Origin of the sequence: Paenarthrobacter sp. TA1.8, from assembly GCF_048595705.1 — a bacterium.
In the GTDB taxonomy this organism is placed as follows: domain Bacteria; phylum Actinomycetota; class Actinomycetes; order Actinomycetales; family Micrococcaceae; genus Arthrobacter; species Arthrobacter nitroguajacolicus.
Map to the genome: position 1 here is coordinate 3,927,776 of NZ_CP184287.1, position 17,077 is coordinate 3,944,852.

13 protein-coding genes are annotated in these 17,077 nt (G+C 61.8%); 8 read left to right on the forward strand and 5 right to left on the reverse strand.

All coding sequences use genetic code 11. From position 1 onward, the window contains the following. Positions 1 to 3: 3 nt before the first annotated feature. Together paaK and ACNAOT_RS18305 are read left to right on the forward strand one after the other, a co-directional pair. Entirely contained in the window at positions 4 to 1,353 is a 1,350-nt protein-coding gene (gene paaK, locus ACNAOT_RS18300; RefSeq protein ID WP_091470559.1) for a phenylacetate--CoA ligase PaaK, read from the forward strand. A 37-nt stretch (positions 1,354 to 1,390) separates the two neighbouring features. After that, entirely contained in the window at positions 1,391 to 1,993 is a 603-nt protein-coding gene (locus ACNAOT_RS18305) for a TetR/AcrR family transcriptional regulator (RefSeq protein ID WP_091470557.1), read from the forward strand. A 280-nt stretch (positions 1,994 to 2,273) separates the two neighbouring features. On the opposite strand, the gene paaZ is transcribed toward ACNAOT_RS18305, so the two are convergent. From paaZ to ACNAOT_RS18330, 5 genes are all read right to left on the reverse strand, one after another. Continuing rightward, positions 2,274 to 4,373 (reverse strand): phenylacetic acid degradation bifunctional protein PaaZ, encoded by a 2,100-nt coding sequence (paaZ, locus tag ACNAOT_RS18310; RefSeq protein WP_420178885.1) that lies wholly within the window; start codon positions 4,371 to 4,373, stop codon positions 2,274 to 2,276. A 215-nt stretch (positions 4,374 to 4,588) separates the two neighbouring features. Next, on the reverse strand, positions 4,589 to 6,505 hold the full coding sequence (locus ACNAOT_RS18315; protein ID WP_420178886.1) for an S-layer homology domain-containing protein: 1,917 nt from the start codon (positions 6,503 to 6,505) through the stop codon (positions 4,589 to 4,591). A gap of 167 nt (positions 6,506 to 6,672) precedes the next feature. Next, positions 6,673 to 8,862: a carboxypeptidase regulatory-like domain-containing protein gene (locus ACNAOT_RS18320; RefSeq protein WP_420178887.1), complete on the reverse strand. Its 2,190-nt coding sequence runs from the start codon at positions 8,860 to 8,862 to the stop codon at positions 6,673 to 6,675. A gap of 145 nt (positions 8,863 to 9,007) precedes the next feature. After that, positions 9,008 to 9,991 (reverse strand): glycosyltransferase family 2 protein, encoded by a 984-nt coding sequence (locus tag ACNAOT_RS18325; RefSeq protein ID WP_178995088.1) that lies wholly within the window; start codon positions 9,989 to 9,991, stop codon positions 9,008 to 9,010. 26 nt (positions 9,992 to 10,017) lie between these two features. Then, positions 10,018 to 10,752 carry a tyrosine-protein phosphatase gene (locus ACNAOT_RS18330; RefSeq protein WP_420178888.1) on the reverse strand — a complete coding sequence of 245 codons (735 nt, stop codon included), beginning with the start codon at positions 10,750 to 10,752 and terminating at the stop codon, positions 10,018 to 10,020. 143 nt (positions 10,753 to 10,895) lie between these two features. On the opposite strand from ACNAOT_RS18330, the gene ACNAOT_RS18335 reads away from it, so the two are divergent. The 6 genes from ACNAOT_RS18335 to ACNAOT_RS18360 all read left to right on the forward strand — a co-directional run bounded on the left by ACNAOT_RS18335 (position 10,896) and on the right by ACNAOT_RS18360 (position 17,052). Then, a complete protein-coding gene (locus ACNAOT_RS18335; protein ID WP_420178889.1) occupies positions 10,896 to 11,918 on the forward strand; it encodes a LacI family DNA-binding transcriptional regulator in 1,023 nt (340 codons plus the stop codon). A gap of 100 nt (positions 11,919 to 12,018) precedes the next feature. Beyond that, on the forward strand, positions 12,019 to 13,254 hold the full coding sequence (locus ACNAOT_RS18340) for a sugar ABC transporter substrate-binding protein (protein ID WP_091470545.1): 1,236 nt from the start codon (positions 12,019 to 12,021) through the stop codon (positions 13,252 to 13,254). Positions 13,255 to 13,264: 10 nt separating this feature from the next. After that, on the forward strand, positions 13,265 to 14,254 hold the full coding sequence (locus tag ACNAOT_RS18345; RefSeq protein ID WP_420178890.1) for a carbohydrate ABC transporter permease: 990 nt from the start codon (positions 13,265 to 13,267) through the stop codon (positions 14,252 to 14,254). Between the two features lie 7 nt (positions 14,255 to 14,261). Beyond that, positions 14,262 to 15,119, forward strand: a complete 858-nt coding sequence (locus ACNAOT_RS18350; protein WP_091470542.1) for a carbohydrate ABC transporter permease — start codon at positions 14,262 to 14,264, stop codon at positions 15,117 to 15,119. Positions 15,120 to 15,148: 29 nt separating this feature from the next. After that, positions 15,149 to 15,922 (forward strand): ThuA domain-containing protein, encoded by a 774-nt coding sequence (locus tag ACNAOT_RS18355; protein ID WP_420178891.1) that lies wholly within the window; start codon positions 15,149 to 15,151, stop codon positions 15,920 to 15,922. Next, on the forward strand, positions 15,919 to 17,052 hold the full coding sequence (locus ACNAOT_RS18360; RefSeq protein ID WP_420178892.1) for a Gfo/Idh/MocA family protein: 1,134 nt from the start codon (positions 15,919 to 15,921) through the stop codon (positions 17,050 to 17,052). Before ACNAOT_RS18355 ends, ACNAOT_RS18360 begins: the two co-directional genes overlap by 4 nt. The last annotated feature ends 25 nt before the right edge of the window (positions 17,053 to 17,077 follow it).

Consider the following 17,077-nt stretch of genomic DNA (forward strand, 5'->3'; position numbering starts at 1 on the left):
CCCATGACGCAGAACACCGTGGCCGCACCCGCAGCATCCTCAACCAAGGAAACCGCCCCAGTGCTTGACCGTGAAGAAACCATCTCCCGCGACGAACTCGAGGCCTTGCAGCTCACTCGCCTCCAGCACACGGTGGCATACGCCTACGATCGCGTGCCGCTGTACAAGCGCAAGTTCGACGAAGCAGGCGTGCACCCCACGGATCTCCGCGAGTTGAGCGACCTCGGCAAGTTCCCCTACACCACCAAGGAAGACCTCCGGCTGGAGTACCCCTTTGGTATGTTCGCCGTCCCGCAGGATCAGGTGGCGCGAATTCATGCGAGCTCCGGCACCACCGGCCGCCCCACCGTTGTTGGCTACACCAAGAACGACCTCGCCAACTGGGCAACGCTGGTGGCGCGCTCCTTCCGCGCCTCCGGCGTCCGGCCCGGGATGAAGGTCCACAACGCCTACGGCTATGGCCTGTTCACCGGCGGCCTCGGCGCGCACGCGGGTGCTGAAGCGCTCGGCTGCACCGTCATCCCCATCTCCGGCGGTCAGACCGAACGCCAGATCCAGCTCATCCAGGACTTCAAACCGGACGCCATCCTGGCCACTCCCACCTACCTGCTCACCATCGCCGATGCCATGCAACACCAAGGCATCGACCCCACGTCCACCTCGCTCAAGTACGCCGTCCTGGGCGCCGAACCGTGGACCGAAGAAATGCGTCACGAGCTTGAAACCACCATGAACATCAAAGCCTCGGACATCTACGGGCTCTCCGAAGTCATGGGCCCGGGCGTCGCCGGCGAAGCTGTTGAAACGCAGGACGGCTGCCACATCTGGGAGGACCACTTCCGCCCCGAGATCATCGATCCGTTCGACCACTCGACCGTGCTGGCCGACGGCGAACCCGGCGAACTCGTCTTCACTTCCCTCACCAAGGAAGCGTTGCCGATCATCCGGTACCGCACCAAGGACCTCACCCGCCTGCTGCCGGGCACCGCACGGCCCGCGCACCGCCGCATGGGCCGTATCACCGGCCGCAGCGACGACATGATCATCCTGCGCGGCGTGAACCTGTTCCCGTCACAGATCGAGGAAATCGCGCTGCGCATCCCCGAGCTCAGCCCGCACTTCCAGCTCGAAATTACCCGCCCCGAAGGCAAACGCATGGATTCCCTGACCGTGAAGATCGAGCGCCGCGAGAACGTTCCGTCCGAGGCAGGTACGACGGCGGCACACACCTTGCGTGAACAGATCAAGATTCATGTCGGGTCATCTTGCGTGGTTGACGTTGTAGAGCCCGGTTCCCTTGAGCGGTCCAACGGTAAGCTCCGCCGGATTTACGACATGCGCCCCAAGGGCTGAACGCGTTCACCCGTAGAGATCGTGAGAAAATGCCAGCATGCCTACTGAGACCACCACCAAGCGCGGACGGCCCGGTTATGACCAGCAGTCGGTGCTCCGCATCGCCGTCGACGTCTTCAACCGCCACGGGTACGACGCTACGTCCATGGGCATCCTGGCCGAAAACCTCGGGATCTCGAAGTCAGCCATCTACCACCACGTGCCGTCCAAGGGCGATCTTCTGAAGCTCGCCCTTGACCACGCATTGGGAGGGCTGGAAGCCATCCTGGAGGAGCCAGCCGCTACGTCCGGGCCCGCCGATGCTCGGCTGGAGTTCGTGCTGCGGCAGACCATTGCGGTGCTGGTGGACAGGCTCCCGTTCGTGACCCTGCTGCTGCGCTTGCGGGGCAACACGGAGATCGAGCGTGATGCCCTGGAACGTCGTCGCGCCTTCGACCATAAGGTGGCCGAGCTGATTGCCGCTGCCCGCGAGGATGGCTCGCTGCGCCAGGACATCGATCCGCGCACCGTCACACGCCTCCTGTTCGGCACCATCAACTCGATCGTGGAGTGGTACAAGCCGGGCGGCTCGCTGTCCCCGGAGAAGCTCGCCGACGACGTCATCACCATGGCCTTCGACGGCCTCCACACGGCCGCCTGACCCTCTCTCACATCCCCCAGGGCTTCCCACCGGCCCTCTCTCACATCCCTAGGGCTTCCCACCGGCCCTCTCTCACATCCCGCGGCCTCCCGGCCGACCGTCTCTCACATCCCCCGGACTCCGGGCTTTCGGCCGATCGTCCAGGAGCCGGATCCGCCAGTGGACGCCCCTCCTGACCATTGGTCCCCCGAACGACGAAACGCCCTCCCACGTAACGTGGAAAGGCGTTTCGTCGTAGGTAGAGAGCGACCCCCTCAAACCCGCGGGATGTGGAAGACGGCTATTTCTCCACGAGGGTGAGGACGTCGTACGTGGCCACGATTTCGTCGTTCTGATTGGTCAGGACGGCGTCCCAAGCCACCTCACCGTATTCGTCGGTCTCGCGGGGGGTGATCTTCTTGGCCGTCAGCGTGACCCGGATGGAGTCGCCTGCTGCAACAGGAGTGATGAAGCGCAGGTTCTCCAAGCCGTAGTTGGCCAGCACGGGACCCGGAGCTGGCTCAACAAAGAGCCCTGCAGCCCAGCTCAAAAGCAAGTAACCGTGGGCCACAATACCGGGGAAGAACGGGTTGGCCTCGGCGGCTTCCTGGTTGGTGTGTGCGTAGAAGGTGTCACCCGTCGAGTTCGCGAAGGCAGTGATGTCCTCAAGCTTGACCTCGCGAAGGTCCGAGCGAACAGCGTCACCGATGCGGAGGGTGGAGAGGTGCTTCCGGAACGGGTGCTCCCCCTCGGTTTCTACGGTGAAGTTCCGGTCAGCGCCCGTATGCCAGAGGCCCGCAACGGCGGTCAGCATGTTCGGGGAACCCTGAATGGCCGTGCGCTGCATGTGGTGCAGGACGGATCGGATGCCGCCCAGCTCCTCGCCGCCACCTGCGCGGCCGGGACCGCCGTGAACCAAGTGTGGGACCGGGGAACCGTGGCCGGTGGACGAGCGCGCGTCTTCGCGGTTGAGCATGTGAACGCGGCCGTGGTGGGCAGCGATGCCCAGCACCAGTTCCTGCGCCACGGAAGGATCGTTGGTGCACACCGATGCCACCAGCGAGCCGGAGCCGCGGGCTGCCAGACGGATGGCGTCGGCGAGATCCGAGTACCCGATCACCGAGGACACTGGCCCGAAAGCTTCGAGTGAGTGGACCTCTTCGGCTTCGGCGTCTGCCCAGCTCAGGAGGACCGGCGACATGAAGGCACCGTCTTCCACCACGCCCACGCCGCCGCCAACGGAGGTGACCGACGGCGAATCGAGAGATCCGTACGCAAGCTCACCGCCGGCGTCGAGCATTGACTGAACCGCCGCACGGACGTCGGCGAGCTGTTCCAGCGACGCCAAGGCGCCCATGGTGACGCCATCGGCGCGCGGGTCGCCAACCACGACGCGTTCGTTGATTCGCGCACCGACGGCAGCAGCGACGTCGGCCGTCAGCTCCTGCGGGACGATAACGCGGCGGATCGCGGTGCACTTTTGGCCGGCCTTGACGGTCATCTCAGTGACCACCGCCTTGATGAAAGCGTCGAACTCCGGGGTGTCGGGGACCGCGTCGGGGCCGAGGATGGCTGCGTTGAGGGAGTCGGTCTCGGAGGTGAAGCGGATGCCGCCCTGCACCACATTCTTGTGGCCCTTAAGCGAGTTGGCAGTCGATGCCGAGCCGGTGAAGGAAACGAGGTCGCGGTAGTCGAGCTCATCAAGGATGGTCCGGGCAGAACCGGAGATCAGCTGAAGGGAGCCTGCCGGGAGAATTCCCGACTCAACGATTGCCTTGACCGCCGCAGCGGCAACGTAACCCGTGGGCGTGGCCGGCTTCACTATGGTGGGGACGCCGGCGAGGAACGCCGGAGCGAACTTTTCCAGCATGCCCCAGACCGGGAAGTTGAACGCGTTGATCTGGACTGCGACGCCGGGAATCCGGGTGTAGATGTGCTCGGCGACGAACGATCCGTCCTTGGACAACGTCTCCATGGGACCGTCCACCACAACCTGCGAGTTGGGCAGTTCGCGGCGACCCTTGGAGCCGAACGTGAAGAGCACACCGATCCCGCCATCGATATCGATCATGTTGTCGATCTTGGTGGCACCGCTCTGCGAAGAGGATTCGTACAGTTCTTCGCGGCGCCCGTTGAGGTACATGGCCAGCTCTTTGAGCTTGAGCGCACGCTGGTGGAACGTCAGCTTCCCAAGTTCAGTTTGCCCGGTGGTGCGGCCGTAATTCACGACGGCGGCAAGGTCCAGTCCGTCGGTGCTGACGTTGGCCAGCACTTCTCCGGTGCTGGCATCACGGACCGGGACTTTCCTGGCTTCGGCTGCCGGCGTCCACCAAGCATCCTGGACATAGCTGGGGACGGTTGCAACGGCTGTGGTTTCCGGGGCGACTGCGGTAGTGGTCATCGTCGACGGGTCCTTCCAAGGCACGTGAAATCGGCACGGTCCCTGCTGACGGGAACCAACATTACTGACCGGCCGTTCGGTAATATATACAGGGTACATGAATGCCCGGTGGAGTACAGCAGGAATTTTGCTGCTTGGTTGGAACACAACGAAGGGCCGGCTCCCTGGTGGGAGACCGACCCTTCGCGTGTCCTGGCTTGAGGCCGGTGACTCGGCTAGATAGCGCCGAACTTTGCGTCAAACCTGAACATGAATGCTGCCATCGCATCTCGGTTCACGGGCAGCAGCGGCTTGAAGGACTTGCCAGCTGATTCGGCCCAACCCGTTGAGATGCCCTGAGCTGCAAGCCAGGTGATCTCCTTATAAAACTGAGCGCCGACGGGCACATCGATGAACGGCGATTCCGTAGGTGGAGTGAACTCAGGCTCGCCAGCCAAGCGGTACATAAACGCCGCCATCGCATCGCGATTCACGGGCTGCAAGGGACGGTACGTCTTGGTCTTGTCAGCCTCTTCCCAGCCCGTGGAGATGCCCTTCTCCGCCAACCAGGTGATCTCCTTGTAGAACTTGGCGTCCGTGGGGAGGTCAGCGAAGGGAGAAACAGCAGGCGGCGTGAACTCAGGCTCACCCGACAACCTGTACATGAACGCAGCCATGGCGTCACGATTCACCGGGGTCAGGGGCTGGTAAGTCCTGGACCCATTGGCTTCCCAACCGGTAGAGATTCCTTCGTTGGCCAACCAGAGGATTTCATTCTGGAACTGGGCGCCTAGGGGAACATCGTCAAAGCCTCGGGTACCCTGCGTCGCAGTCGCGTAGCTCAGCGTGCCGAGATCCGTGTTCTGGCCTACGAACGAGGAAACGGACCTGGCGTTGGCTTCGGTGAGGACATTGCCGGAGTAGATCGGACCGGACTCACCGGCAGGTTCCACTGAGACAAAGTAGAGTCCCGTGGTCAGGCCGGTGACCTTGAAGGTCCCGTCCGCTGCGGTGTAGGAGAAACGGGTGACAAGAGACTCGTCCTTGGTGTAAACGTTGACCCGCACACCGTTCAGGGGAGTACCAGCAGAGCCCAGAACCTTCCCAGTCAGCGTTCCGCCCTGGCGAACGGTTGCGTTGACGCTGGAAACGGTCTGGCCGGCGGCTACAGTCACGGGAGTCGCGTTAGCCGCGCCCCCGGACTCCGAGAGGTTCTTATACAACTGGGCCTCGTAATTGGAGATGAATCCCTTGGTCCGGTTGAACTGAACCTTGTACGCACCCGGCAACAGGTTCTTCAGCGCGTAGGTGGTCTGCGACGTTTCCATGACCGTAGACGCTGCAACAGTGCCGTCTTGGGCAATGGCAGTAATACTCATGCCCGGACCACTCATCGTGGGGCCCGGAGCAGGTGCGCCCGCGATGGAACCCGCGATAGTGGCGGCCGCAACGGCAGAGTCCTGAATGCCCGCGAGCTGCTGCCCTTCAGTCACTGTCACCGACGGCGAACTGCCGGCAGAGGCCACACCGCCGTGCCACATGGTGGCCCACTTGTCGCTGTATGACGCGAAGCGAAGCTTGTAGGTTCCGGCTTCCAAACCGCCGATGGTGTAGTTCCCCAACTTGTCGGCACTAATCCACGCCGATCCCACGAACTCATTCTTGGTGTAGTCAGGCCCGGCCTCAAGGCTGACCTGCCCGGTGAAAGCGGGCATACCTGCAGGAACCGAGATATTGCCCGAGACCATCGCAGCGGGCTTCAGCGTCTGATTGATGCCAGAGGTAGTGGCACCCGCTGAAACGTTGACGAGCGTTCTTGAACCATCCGGAGAGGTTGAGTAATAGGCCCCGACTACCGGAGACGGGGATTCGAAGTAAGAGAAATTTACCCAGTGGTTAACCGCGGGAAGTCCAGTGACCGTGAACGTTCCATCCGAGGCCACACTGGCCGTTTGATAGCCACCGATTTCCGGGCCAGCGAAGACTGTTACCTTGGTGACATCCACGCCCGCAGGCACAGTGACCGTTCCTGAGATACTGCCCGTAGTTGCTGCAAACGCCGGGGATGCGATCCCGGCAGGCAAGGCACCCAAGATGATTGCTGCTAATAGAGTGAGTGCGAGCCGAAAACGGCCGCGAGAATAACCCCTCATGGGTCCCCCATGTTTCATGCGAACGAAGGGGCCGCAAATGGCGGCCCCTCGCGATCCTAGTGGAGAAAGCCAATTATTCTAAACGCCGATGTTATTTGAACCCGCCCAGCCAGAAAGGGTTGGCTTCCATCGAAATGGAACCAACCCTTTCCAATTGATTCGTCAGGCTAGATGGAGCCGAACTTTGTGTTGTAACGGAACATGAACGCCGCCATCGCGTCCCGGTTCACCGCCTGCAACGGCCGATACGTCTTGGACCCATCAGCCTCGGTCCACCCCGTGGAGATCCCCTGAGCTGCAAGCCAAGTGATCTCCTTGTAGAACTGCGCCCCGGCAGGCACATCCGCAAACGGCGACACCGCAGGAGCCGTAAACGCAGGCTTATCCGCCAACCGATACATGAACGCCGCCATCGCATCCCGGTTCACCGGCTGCAAAGGCCGATAGGTCTTGGACCCATCAGCCTCAACCCAGCCAGTGGAAATCCCCTGAGCTGCAAGCCAAGTGATCTCCTTGTAGAACTGCGCCCCGGCAGGCACATCCGCAAACGGCGACACCGCAGGAGCCGTAAAGGCAGGCTTACCCGCCAACCGATACATGAACGCCGCCATCGCATCACGGTTCACCGCCTGCAACGGCCTAAACGTCGTAGACCCGTTGGCCTCGGTCCAACCAGTGGAAATCCCCTTCTCAGCAAGCCACGAAATCTCAGCAGAGAACTGCGCATCCACCGGAACATCCGAGAACACCGGCGTCCCTTGAGAGGCCGTGGCATAGCTCAGCGTCCCAATGTCCGTATTCTGGCCGAGTGCAGCAGCAACAGTCGCGGCGTTGGCCTCCACTCTTGTGTTGCCGGAGAAAATCGGACCCAGCGGCCCGCCGAGCATGTTGGCTGCCACCAGGTAATTCCCGGCGCTGAGCCCAGTCACTTTGAACGTTCCGTCTACCGCTGTTCGGGCAGCCCGGGTGACCAGGGAACCATCCTTTGTGTATACGCGGACCGGGACATTCTCAAGAGGGGCGCCGTCAGCGCCCACAACCGTGCCCGAAGCCGTACCTCCGGTACGTGTGGTGGCATCAATATTCGCAGCGTTCTGCCCTGCCGAGACTGTCACCGATGTAGCACCTCCGGCGCCACTGGACTCGGGGAGGTCCTTGTAATACTGGGCTTCCTGGGTAGTAGTCACACCACTTGAGCGATTGAACTGGACTTTGTAGCTTCCAGGGAAGACGTTATTGACGGTGTACCCAGTGGCAGGATTAGAAGCGGATGCCCCTCCGACCACAGTTCCATCCGCGGCAACAGCAGTGACATATTGATTGGTGCCTCCAGCCACCGAACCCGATATTGAACCACCTGCAACAGCCGTGTCCTGGAGTCCGCCGAGCTGTTGCCCCTGGGTGACCGTCAGGGTCGGGGAGGTGCTGAATCCGGCAACGCCACCGTGCCACATTTGCGCCCAGGTGCCGCCGAACGGCCTGAAGTTGATTTTGTATGTCCCAGGCTCAAGCCCCCCGATTGCATATTCGCCGCTGGAGTCCACGTCGCCAATGTAATCGGACCCTGCCGAAGCGTTGAGCGAAAAGTCCGGACCCTTCATGACCATTACGTACCCAGAGAAGGCGGGCGAGTTGGCTGGTACCGAAATCTTTCCTGAGATGATGGCGGCAGGTTTGAGCGCCTGGTTTATTCCAGGTGTGGTCTTCCCCTCAGCAACCGCTACCAGTGAGGCCGTCTCGAATCCGCCACCCGGATAGTAGGCATCCACCACAGGCGATGCCGTGTAGTTGACGTATCGGAACGACACTTTGTAGTTGCCAGTCGCCAGCGCGGTGACCTTGAATGTCCCGTCCGCCTTAACAGCGCCGTAGCCGGAGCCCCCGTTGTCGCTGTACGCGTTGACGTAGACCTTGGTGGGATCCGCGCCAGCTGGAACGGTGACGCTCCCGGTGATGATGCCACCAGTCTTGAGCGACTGATTAATACCTGCGACGGCGGCACCTTCACCTACGGTGATAGGCGTCGCAAGGTTATAGTCAACGGAGCCGTAGTAGGAGCCATACACCAATGGCACTTCCGTGTCCTCCCGGAAATCAACCTTGTACTGGCCGGCCTCCAGCCCGGTAAGGCTGTACTGTCCACTGCTGTTGGCATACACGGATTTGTAGCTTGGTCCGCTGCTGCTCACCCGAATCTTAGTAACGTCCACGCCAGCGGGCACCGTGACGGTCCCTGAAATACTTGCTGGGGTTGCCGCCAGTGCCGGGGATGCGATTCCGGCCGGCAGCGTGGCAAGGATAATTCCTGCCACTAGTGTTAAAGCGAGCCGAAAACGGCTGCGTGAGTTGCCCCTCATTTGACCCCCATGTTCGATGCGAACGAAAAGGCCGCATAACTTGCGGCCTGATCGCGATATTAGGGTGCATCATTGGGGTTCGTCGATACGTTGTTCTTATATGAAGTGAAGATTCATGCCCAGGGCGTTCCCGCGTGGGAACCGCCTAACCCCGCCTGAGCAACTTCCGCACCAAAAGCATGGGCTTCTTCAAGAACTCCCCCACGCTGGTCCGCACAACCACGGTCTGGTTCAGCGCCTCCAGGCGTTCCAGGATGTGGTCGAGCTTGGCTGCGGACTCGTCCAGACGTCGCTGCTGGGCAACGATGAGTTCCTCTTGCTCAGAAAGTACGCGCGTCAGGTAAAGCATGGTGCCGAGTCCACCCTGCGCGGCTTGGTCGCGGAGGTAATCGTCGCGGACCAGGGCATCGTACTGGGCGTGCTCGGCAACCTTCGCGAAGATGCTGTTGCTGTGGTGCCCTGCGGATTCCGGCCGCTGCGACCAGAAGGCGAGAGGTTCGCCGTCGAGGAAGCCAACACGCGAGTGGCTCAGGACGCGAAGGTGGAATTCCCAGTCGCCCACCACCGGCAGGTTCTCGTTGTAGTAACCAACATGATCGTGAAGATTGCGTCGGTACAGGAAAGATATAGGCACCGCGCGGTTGATCTTGAGCATGTCTGCCAGCGTTATCTGCCGCATGTCGGCCCAGAAGATCTCACGGCGGATGGGCTCGATCTTGTCTTCCACAAGCTCCTCGATGACGATCTCGGTACGCACCATCACACCGCTTTCAGCAGCGTGCGCGGGATCGTCAAGGTAGGCCACTGTGCGGGCCAGGAACTCGGGGGCCCAGAAGTCGTCGTCGTCATGAATCACCACGAACTCGCCGGAACCGGCCTTGAGGCCAGCGTTCGATGCCCCCTCCATGCCGGCTGACTCAGCATGGTGAATGGTGGTGATGCGGGACCGTTCCGCTTCCGACCGCTGGGAGGTGAGGTGTTCGACGTCGGCCGGGTTACCGCCGTCGTTGACTATCACCAGCTCGAAGTCCTGGAAGGTCTGGGCGAAGATGTCATCCAAAGCACGTGCCAGGAAGATGGGTCGGTTCTTGGTTCGGGTCACGATGGTGACGCGGGCGCCGGAAGTCATGCGGATCCATCCATGTCAGAGATTAGTCAACTCTGCATCTTAGCAGCGCTGGCTACTCCGAGTTTTGCCCGGACGGCGGCCAACTCCCGTCCGGAAACACCGTTCTCTGCCAGGAACCCGGCCGCATCCAGCGACGCCAGGAATGCCCTCAGACTCGCCCGCCGCTCGGTCAACATGGCCTCCAGCGCGGTCTCGGACAGGTAGGGATCGTGGGCATGCGGCGCCCCGTGGGTGCGATGCCGTTCGTTGATCCCCCGCGCTGCGAGTTCGTATCCGTGCACGATTTCCTCATCACCAACCCCGGCCAATCGCTGCAGGATCAAAGCGATCACGCCGCTACGGTCCCTTCCCGCCGAGCAGTGAACCACCACCTTGCCGGGCGACGCCGCAATGGCTTTGAAGACCGCCGCGATCTTGTCAGCGAACAGCTCAAGATAATCACCGTACTGCGCAGGGTCCTTCAGGTACGGGCCGAAAAGCTCGCTGAAGTCCCGATGGTCCGGATCTTCCGTTGGGCAATGCACGACGTCGATACGCGCCTTCACGTCGTCCGGCACCTCGGGATCGGTGTCGCGTTGCCGCCGCTCGCGCGAGGCGCGGAGATCGATCACGGTGCGGACGCCGTCGTCGTACATCTGCTGCCACCCGGCTTCGGTGACCCATTCGTGGCGCCCCATCCGGTACACGTCCCCGGCGATCGGCCATGCGTTGACGGCACCGTCGCAGTGGACACCCTGGTGAGCTGAAGTCGTCCCATCCATAGGAGCCAGCTAAGCACAAAGTTTGGGAATGAGGTCTTGCGGAGGCTGAGTGACCCATGTCATACTCATTCTCGATGCGCATCGACGATACGTATCGACAAGCCACAGGAACTGTTCAGCAGAGAGCACAAGGAGGTCAAGGCATGCCCACCAGCAAGGACGTTGCCCAAGCCGCCGGAGTAGCTCAAAGCACGGTCTCCTACGTTTTGAGTGGCAAGCGGCCGATCTCCGAGAAGACCCGCAAGAAGGTTGAAGACGCTATTCAGCAGTTGACCTATCAACCCAATGCCGGCGCTCGTGCCCTTGCCAGCCGCAAGACCCGGGTCATCGGCCTGGTGATCCCCTTCATACCCGAACTGCACATGGCCTCGATCATGGAGTTCGTGTCCGTCATCGCCAACACCGCGAGACTCTATGACCACGACATTCTCCTGGTCACAGAGGACGAAGGCGCACCCGGACTGCAGCGCGTGGTGGGCCAGCAGATTTGCGATGGCCTGATCCTCATGCAGGTTGAAGGGGATGACGAACGCCTCCCCGTGGTTCGCAGCCTTAACGTACCCGTGGTGCTGATCGGAATCCCGCACGATCCCTCCGGCTTGGTCTGCATCGATGCGGACTTTGAAATGGCCGGGGAACAATGCGTCCAAGATCTGGCAGCGGCCGGACATAGTGTTATTTCCGTGATCGGTTGGCAACCGGAGGTGGTGGAGCGCCACGTAAATTACGTAGAACGCTTCATGTCCGGCACCGACAAGGCCGCCCAAGATGCCGGCGTCCGCGTACTGCACCTGCCGGGCGGCACCGACCGCGATGTCATCGCCACCTCTGTTGACAAGGCTCTTGCCGAAACCACCGGAGTTCCGGCGTTCATCGCACCGGACGGGACTGTCCAGGACGTACTCCGTCGGGTATTGAACAACCGCGGCCTGACTCCGGGGGTGGATGTCTCCGTCATTGGCAGTGCCTCCCCCACCCTGGCTGAACTCCAGCCCATTCCGCTTTCCACCATTGACCTCCGCCCGGCAGAGGTATCCCGCCGCGCGGTGAAGATTATTTGCGACCTCCTCGAAGCCGAGAACCAAGGACCACACGAATCCCTGGAACTGGTACCTACGGTCATTACGCACCGTTCAAGCACGCTCCGCCCACCCCACGGCAGCTAAGTCCCTCTCTGTAGCCCCCGATCCGCATCCCTTTCCGAACTCATCGATACGCATCGTCGATACGCATCGATAAATCGATCCCCAGAAGAAGGAACAGACAATGAAGTCAGCACAAAGGACATCCCGTCCGCTCGCACTGGCAGTGGCCGCCCTGGTCGGCCTGCCGCTGGTCATCTCCGGCTGCGGCACCTCCACCGCCGCTTCGTCCTCCGAGGCCGTCACGGAACTCTCCGTGATGGACTACTACAACAACGAGCCCGACAAGTCGTTCATCGGCGATGCCCTAACCAAGTGCGGCACCCAGCTGGGCGTTACAGTCAAGCGGGAAACTGTCCCCGGAAAATCACTCATTTCCAAAGTTCTCCAGCAGTCCTCCTCCAAGACCCTCCCTGACGTCCTCATGTTGGACAACCCGGATCTCCAGCAAATCGCGGCCACCGGCGCCCTGGCTCCCCTTGCCGATTTCAAAGTCAGCACGGAAAACTTCGCTGAAGGCGTGCTGAGCGCCGGCACGTACAAGGACAAGGTGTACGGCCTGGCACCCACTGTGAACACCATCGCCCTGTTCTACAACAAGGACATCCTGGCCAAGGCCGGCGTCACTCCGCCCACAACGTGGGATGAGCTCAAGGCAGCCTCCGCAAAGCTCACAGCTGGTGACCAGTACGGACTGGCGTTCAACGCCAACCCCACCTACGAGGGCACATGGCAGTTCCTTCCTGTCATGTGGTCCAACGGTGGCGATGAGAAGAAGATCGACACCAAGGAGACCGAGCAGGCCCTGCAGCTATGGACCGACCTGGTCAAGAGCGGTTCAGTCTCCTCCTCTGCCCTCAACTGGACCCAGGCTGATGTCAAAGACCAGTTCCTGGCAGGCAAGGCCGCCATGATGGTCAACGGACCGTGGCAGATCCCGGCGTTGGACAAGCAGCCCACGCTTCAGTACGGCGTAGTGAAAATTCCTGTGCGTGAAACCGGACAGACGTCCGTGGCTCCGCTCGGCGGCGAGGTATGGACTGTCCCGCAGACCGGGAACAAGGCCCGGCAAGCCAAGGCAGCAGAGATGGTTGCCTGCTTGAACAGCGACGAGAACCAGCTCGCCATGGCTACCGCCCGCAACACCATTCCCTCCAAGACCACGCTCTCGGACAAGTTCGCCAGCGACAACCCCAAGCTCGCCACGTTCACCGAGCTGATCAAAACAGCCCGCGCACGCACCGGCCAGCTCGGCGAGGAATGGCCGGCACAGGCCACCAAGATCTACACAGCCATCCAGACCTCACTGACGGGCAACGCCTCCCCAGCCGACGCCCTCAAGCAAGCCCAGGGTCAGTAGGCAGCCTGCCATGTCATTAGCTACCGATCTACCTCATTCAGAAGGGCAGGCCGCCGGCACAGCCGTGAAAAGCCACGGCTCCGCGACCGAAAAGCCGGCACCCAGGCGCCGCAACCGACAACGCCGCGAGCGCATCTTCCAGTGGCTCTTCCTGGTCCCCGCAGTGGTCTACATGACGTTGTTCTTCGGCTATCCGGTGGTCAAGAACGTGGTCATGAGTTTCCAGGAATACACCACCTCCACGTTCTTCACCGGAGAAGCCCCCTGGGTAGGGTTCACCAACTACGTGACTGTATTGTCGTCGTCGTTGTTCTCAACCTCGCTGCTGAACACCGTCCTGTTCACCATCGGCTCCATTATCGGCCAGTTCGTGATCGGGCTGGCGCTGGCCATCTTCTTCCAGCGCAAGTTCCCGCTCAACGGAATCCTCCGGTCCCTGCTCCTGCTTCCCTGGCTCCTTCCCCTGATCGTCTCGAGCGCTGTGTGGCGCTGGATCCTGGATAAGGACAGTGGCGCGCTGAACCGTTTCCTGGGTGACCTCGGCATCATCGATACCGGTATTCCGTGGCTCACCAGCACCTCGCTGGCCCTCATTGCCGTGGTGGGCGTGAACATTTGGATCGGCATCCCGTTCAACCTGACCATCCTCTACGGCGGTCTGCAGGAAATCCCGGACGAACTGTACGAGGCCGGATCACTGGACGGTGCCACCGGTTGGAAGGCCTTCCGGCACATCACCTGGCCCATGCTGCGGCCAGTGGTGAGCGTGGTCCTGGTGCTCGGCGTCGTCTACACGCTCAAGGTGCTGGACATCATCCTGGGCCTCACCAACGGCGGGCCCGCCAATTCCACCCAGACCATCGCGACGCAGTCCTACAACCTCTCCTTCCACGAATTCAAGTTCGGTGAAGGTGCGGCCCTGGGCAACGTGCTGGTGATCATCTCTCTGGTCTTCGCAGTCCTGTACTTGCGGGCCAGCCGACGCGCAGTGGACGAGTGAGGACAGCATGACAACCGTACTGAAAGCCCCCACACTCCGGCGTACCGTCCCAAAACCAACGGGACGCAAGAACTGGGGCTACACGGCACTTGCCATCTTCTTCCTGGCCATCATGCTGTTCCCGGTCTATTGGATGGTCAACGCCTCCCTGCAACCCAACGGCACCACCTTGGAAACCTCGTGGTTCCCCGTGAAGCCGGACTTCACGGGTTACGCCACAGCCATCAACGAGCAAGCAGGCAACCTGGGAACCAGCCTCATCATTTCGCTGGGCAGCGTAGCGCTGAGCCTTGCCATTGCAGCCCCGGCCGCCTATGCCTTGGCCTACTTCAAGGTCCGCGGCGCAGGAGTGGTCTTGTTCGCAATCCTCATCAGCCAGATGATCCCGGGAATTGTGGTGGCCAATGCCCTGTACACCGCTTACAACGATCTCGGTCTGCTCAACTCCATCCCCGGACTGATCCTGGCTGATTCGGCGCACGGCATCCCGTTCGCCATCCTGATCATCCGGGCCTTCATGAACGGCATGCCGGCCTCGGTGATCGAGGCCGCACGGGTTGACGGGGCGGGACACCTCCGGGCGTTCTGGTCGATCGTGCTTCCGCTGAGCCGGAACTCCCTGATCACCGCGGGGCTGTTCACGTTCCTGTTCGCGTGGAGCGACTTCCTGTTCGCGCTGACCCTGACCACAACCGAGGCCGTCCGACCCGTCACCCTGGGCATCTTTCAGTACATCGGCGCCTACGTGAACGACTGGAGTTCCGTCATGGCGACGGCGGTACTCGCCTCCATCCCGGCCATCGTCCTTTTGGTCGCGGCCCAAAAATACATCGCCGCCGGCACCACCGGCGGTGCGGTCAAGTAGACCGCTCCCACACCTTCAGAGGAGAAATCATGACTGAGAGCAAGCCCATCCGCGTGACCGTTTGGTCCGAGAATCGCCACGAGAAGCGCGACGAACTGGTAGCCCGCCTCTACCCGGACGGTATGCACGGCGCCGTCAAGGCGGGCATCGAGGAGAACCTGGGTACCGCCGTCGAAGTCCGGACCGCAACCCTGGACGAACCGGAACACGGCCTCACCGAGGAAGTCCTCGCCAACACCGACGTGCTTACGTGGTGGGGACACATGTCCCATGCAGACGTTGAGGACGAGATCGTGGAACGCGTCCACCGCCACGTCTTGGCCGGAATGGGCCTGATCGTGCTGCACTCCGGGCACTGGTCCAAGATCTTCACCAAGCTCATGGGAACCTCGTGCACGCTACGTTGGCGTTCCGAGCAGGACCGCGAACTTGTGTGGACCGTGGACCCCACGCACCCCATCGCCAAGGGCGTTTCCCACCCCATCGAGATCCCGCAGCAGGAAATGTACGGCGAGTTCTTCGACATCCCCACGCCCGAGGAACTGGTGTTCATCAGCTCGTTCAGCGGCGGCGAAGTCTTCCGTTCGGGCTGCACGTTCCGGCGCGGTCACGGCAAGATCTTCTTCTTCAGCCCCGGCGACCAGGATTACCCCGTCTACCACCACAAGGACGTCCGTCGCGTGATCGCCAACGCCGTGGAGTGGGCCGTTACCGACCGCCCCGAACGCGCTGTTCCGGAGCTGCTTCGCTACGAGACCAATGACTTCTTCAACGGCAAGAGCTACCAGGGAGCCAACGCGTGAGCACGCCCTTCGCTACCATTCCCGACGACGGAACTCCCCTCCGCGTCGTCGTAGTCGGTGCGGGAGGCATGGGACGCGCATGGCTCCGGACCGTGGAAGAGTCGCCGTTGGTTGAGCTGGCGGGCATCGTTGATCTTGACCTTACGGCTGCCTCTGAGGCGGCAGCGTCCTTGGGTCGCCCCGACCTTCCCATTGGTGCGGGTACCGCTCAGTTGGCGTCCGACGTCGGCGCTCAGGCGGTCATCAACGTCACCGTCCCTGCCGCGCATCATCCGGTGACCACCGAAGCACTTGCCGCGGGCTTGCCGGTCCTCGGTGAGAAACCAGTGGCTTCCACTGTGGCGCAAGGACTCTCGCTGGCCGCCGCCGCAGAGCTTCACGGCCAGCTGTTCATGGTCAGCCAGTCCCGGCGCTACAACCGCCAGCTATTTTCGGCCAAACGCCTGTCTTCCGCCCTGGGATCCGTTGGAATCGTGTCAGCCGAGTTCTTCAAGGCACCCCACTTCGGCGGTTTCCGGGACGCCATGGATCACCCGCTCCTGCTGGATATGGCCATCCACCAGTTCGACATGGCCCGCTTCCTGCTCGACGCCGATCCCGTCTCCGTATTCTGCGAGGAGTACAACCCCTCCTGGAGCTGGTATCGCGGAGATGCAGGTTCCACGGCCATCTTCGAGATGACCGGCGGCGAGCGCTTTGTGTTCACCGGCAGCTGGTGCAGCCCTGGCCAGGAGACCTCATGGAACGCCTCATGGCGGATCAGCGGTGAGCATGGCACCGTCCTGTGGGACGGCGACAATGAACCGGTCTCCTCCGTTCCCGTTTCCGGCGATGCTGCCAGTTCTGAAGATCCCGGCCAGGAAATCGCCGGGTCCTTGCGGGACTTCGTGGCCGCTGTGCGCACGGGAAGCACACCGATGGGACGGGTTCACCAGAACATCATGAGCTTGGCCATGGTGGAGGCCGCGATCCTCAGCGCTTCCACCGGCGCCCGCGTTTCCGTGGATTCCCTGCTTGAGGACTCGTACCAACAAGCCATCCTGGCCGAACGCGATCCCGCTGTGCTGGAGGTGCTGAAGTCCTGGACCTCAGTGCGGAGTGCGCTTGCGGGCGAGAGCGTGGCGTTGTGACGGGCACGTCTTTGTGAGCTCGCCG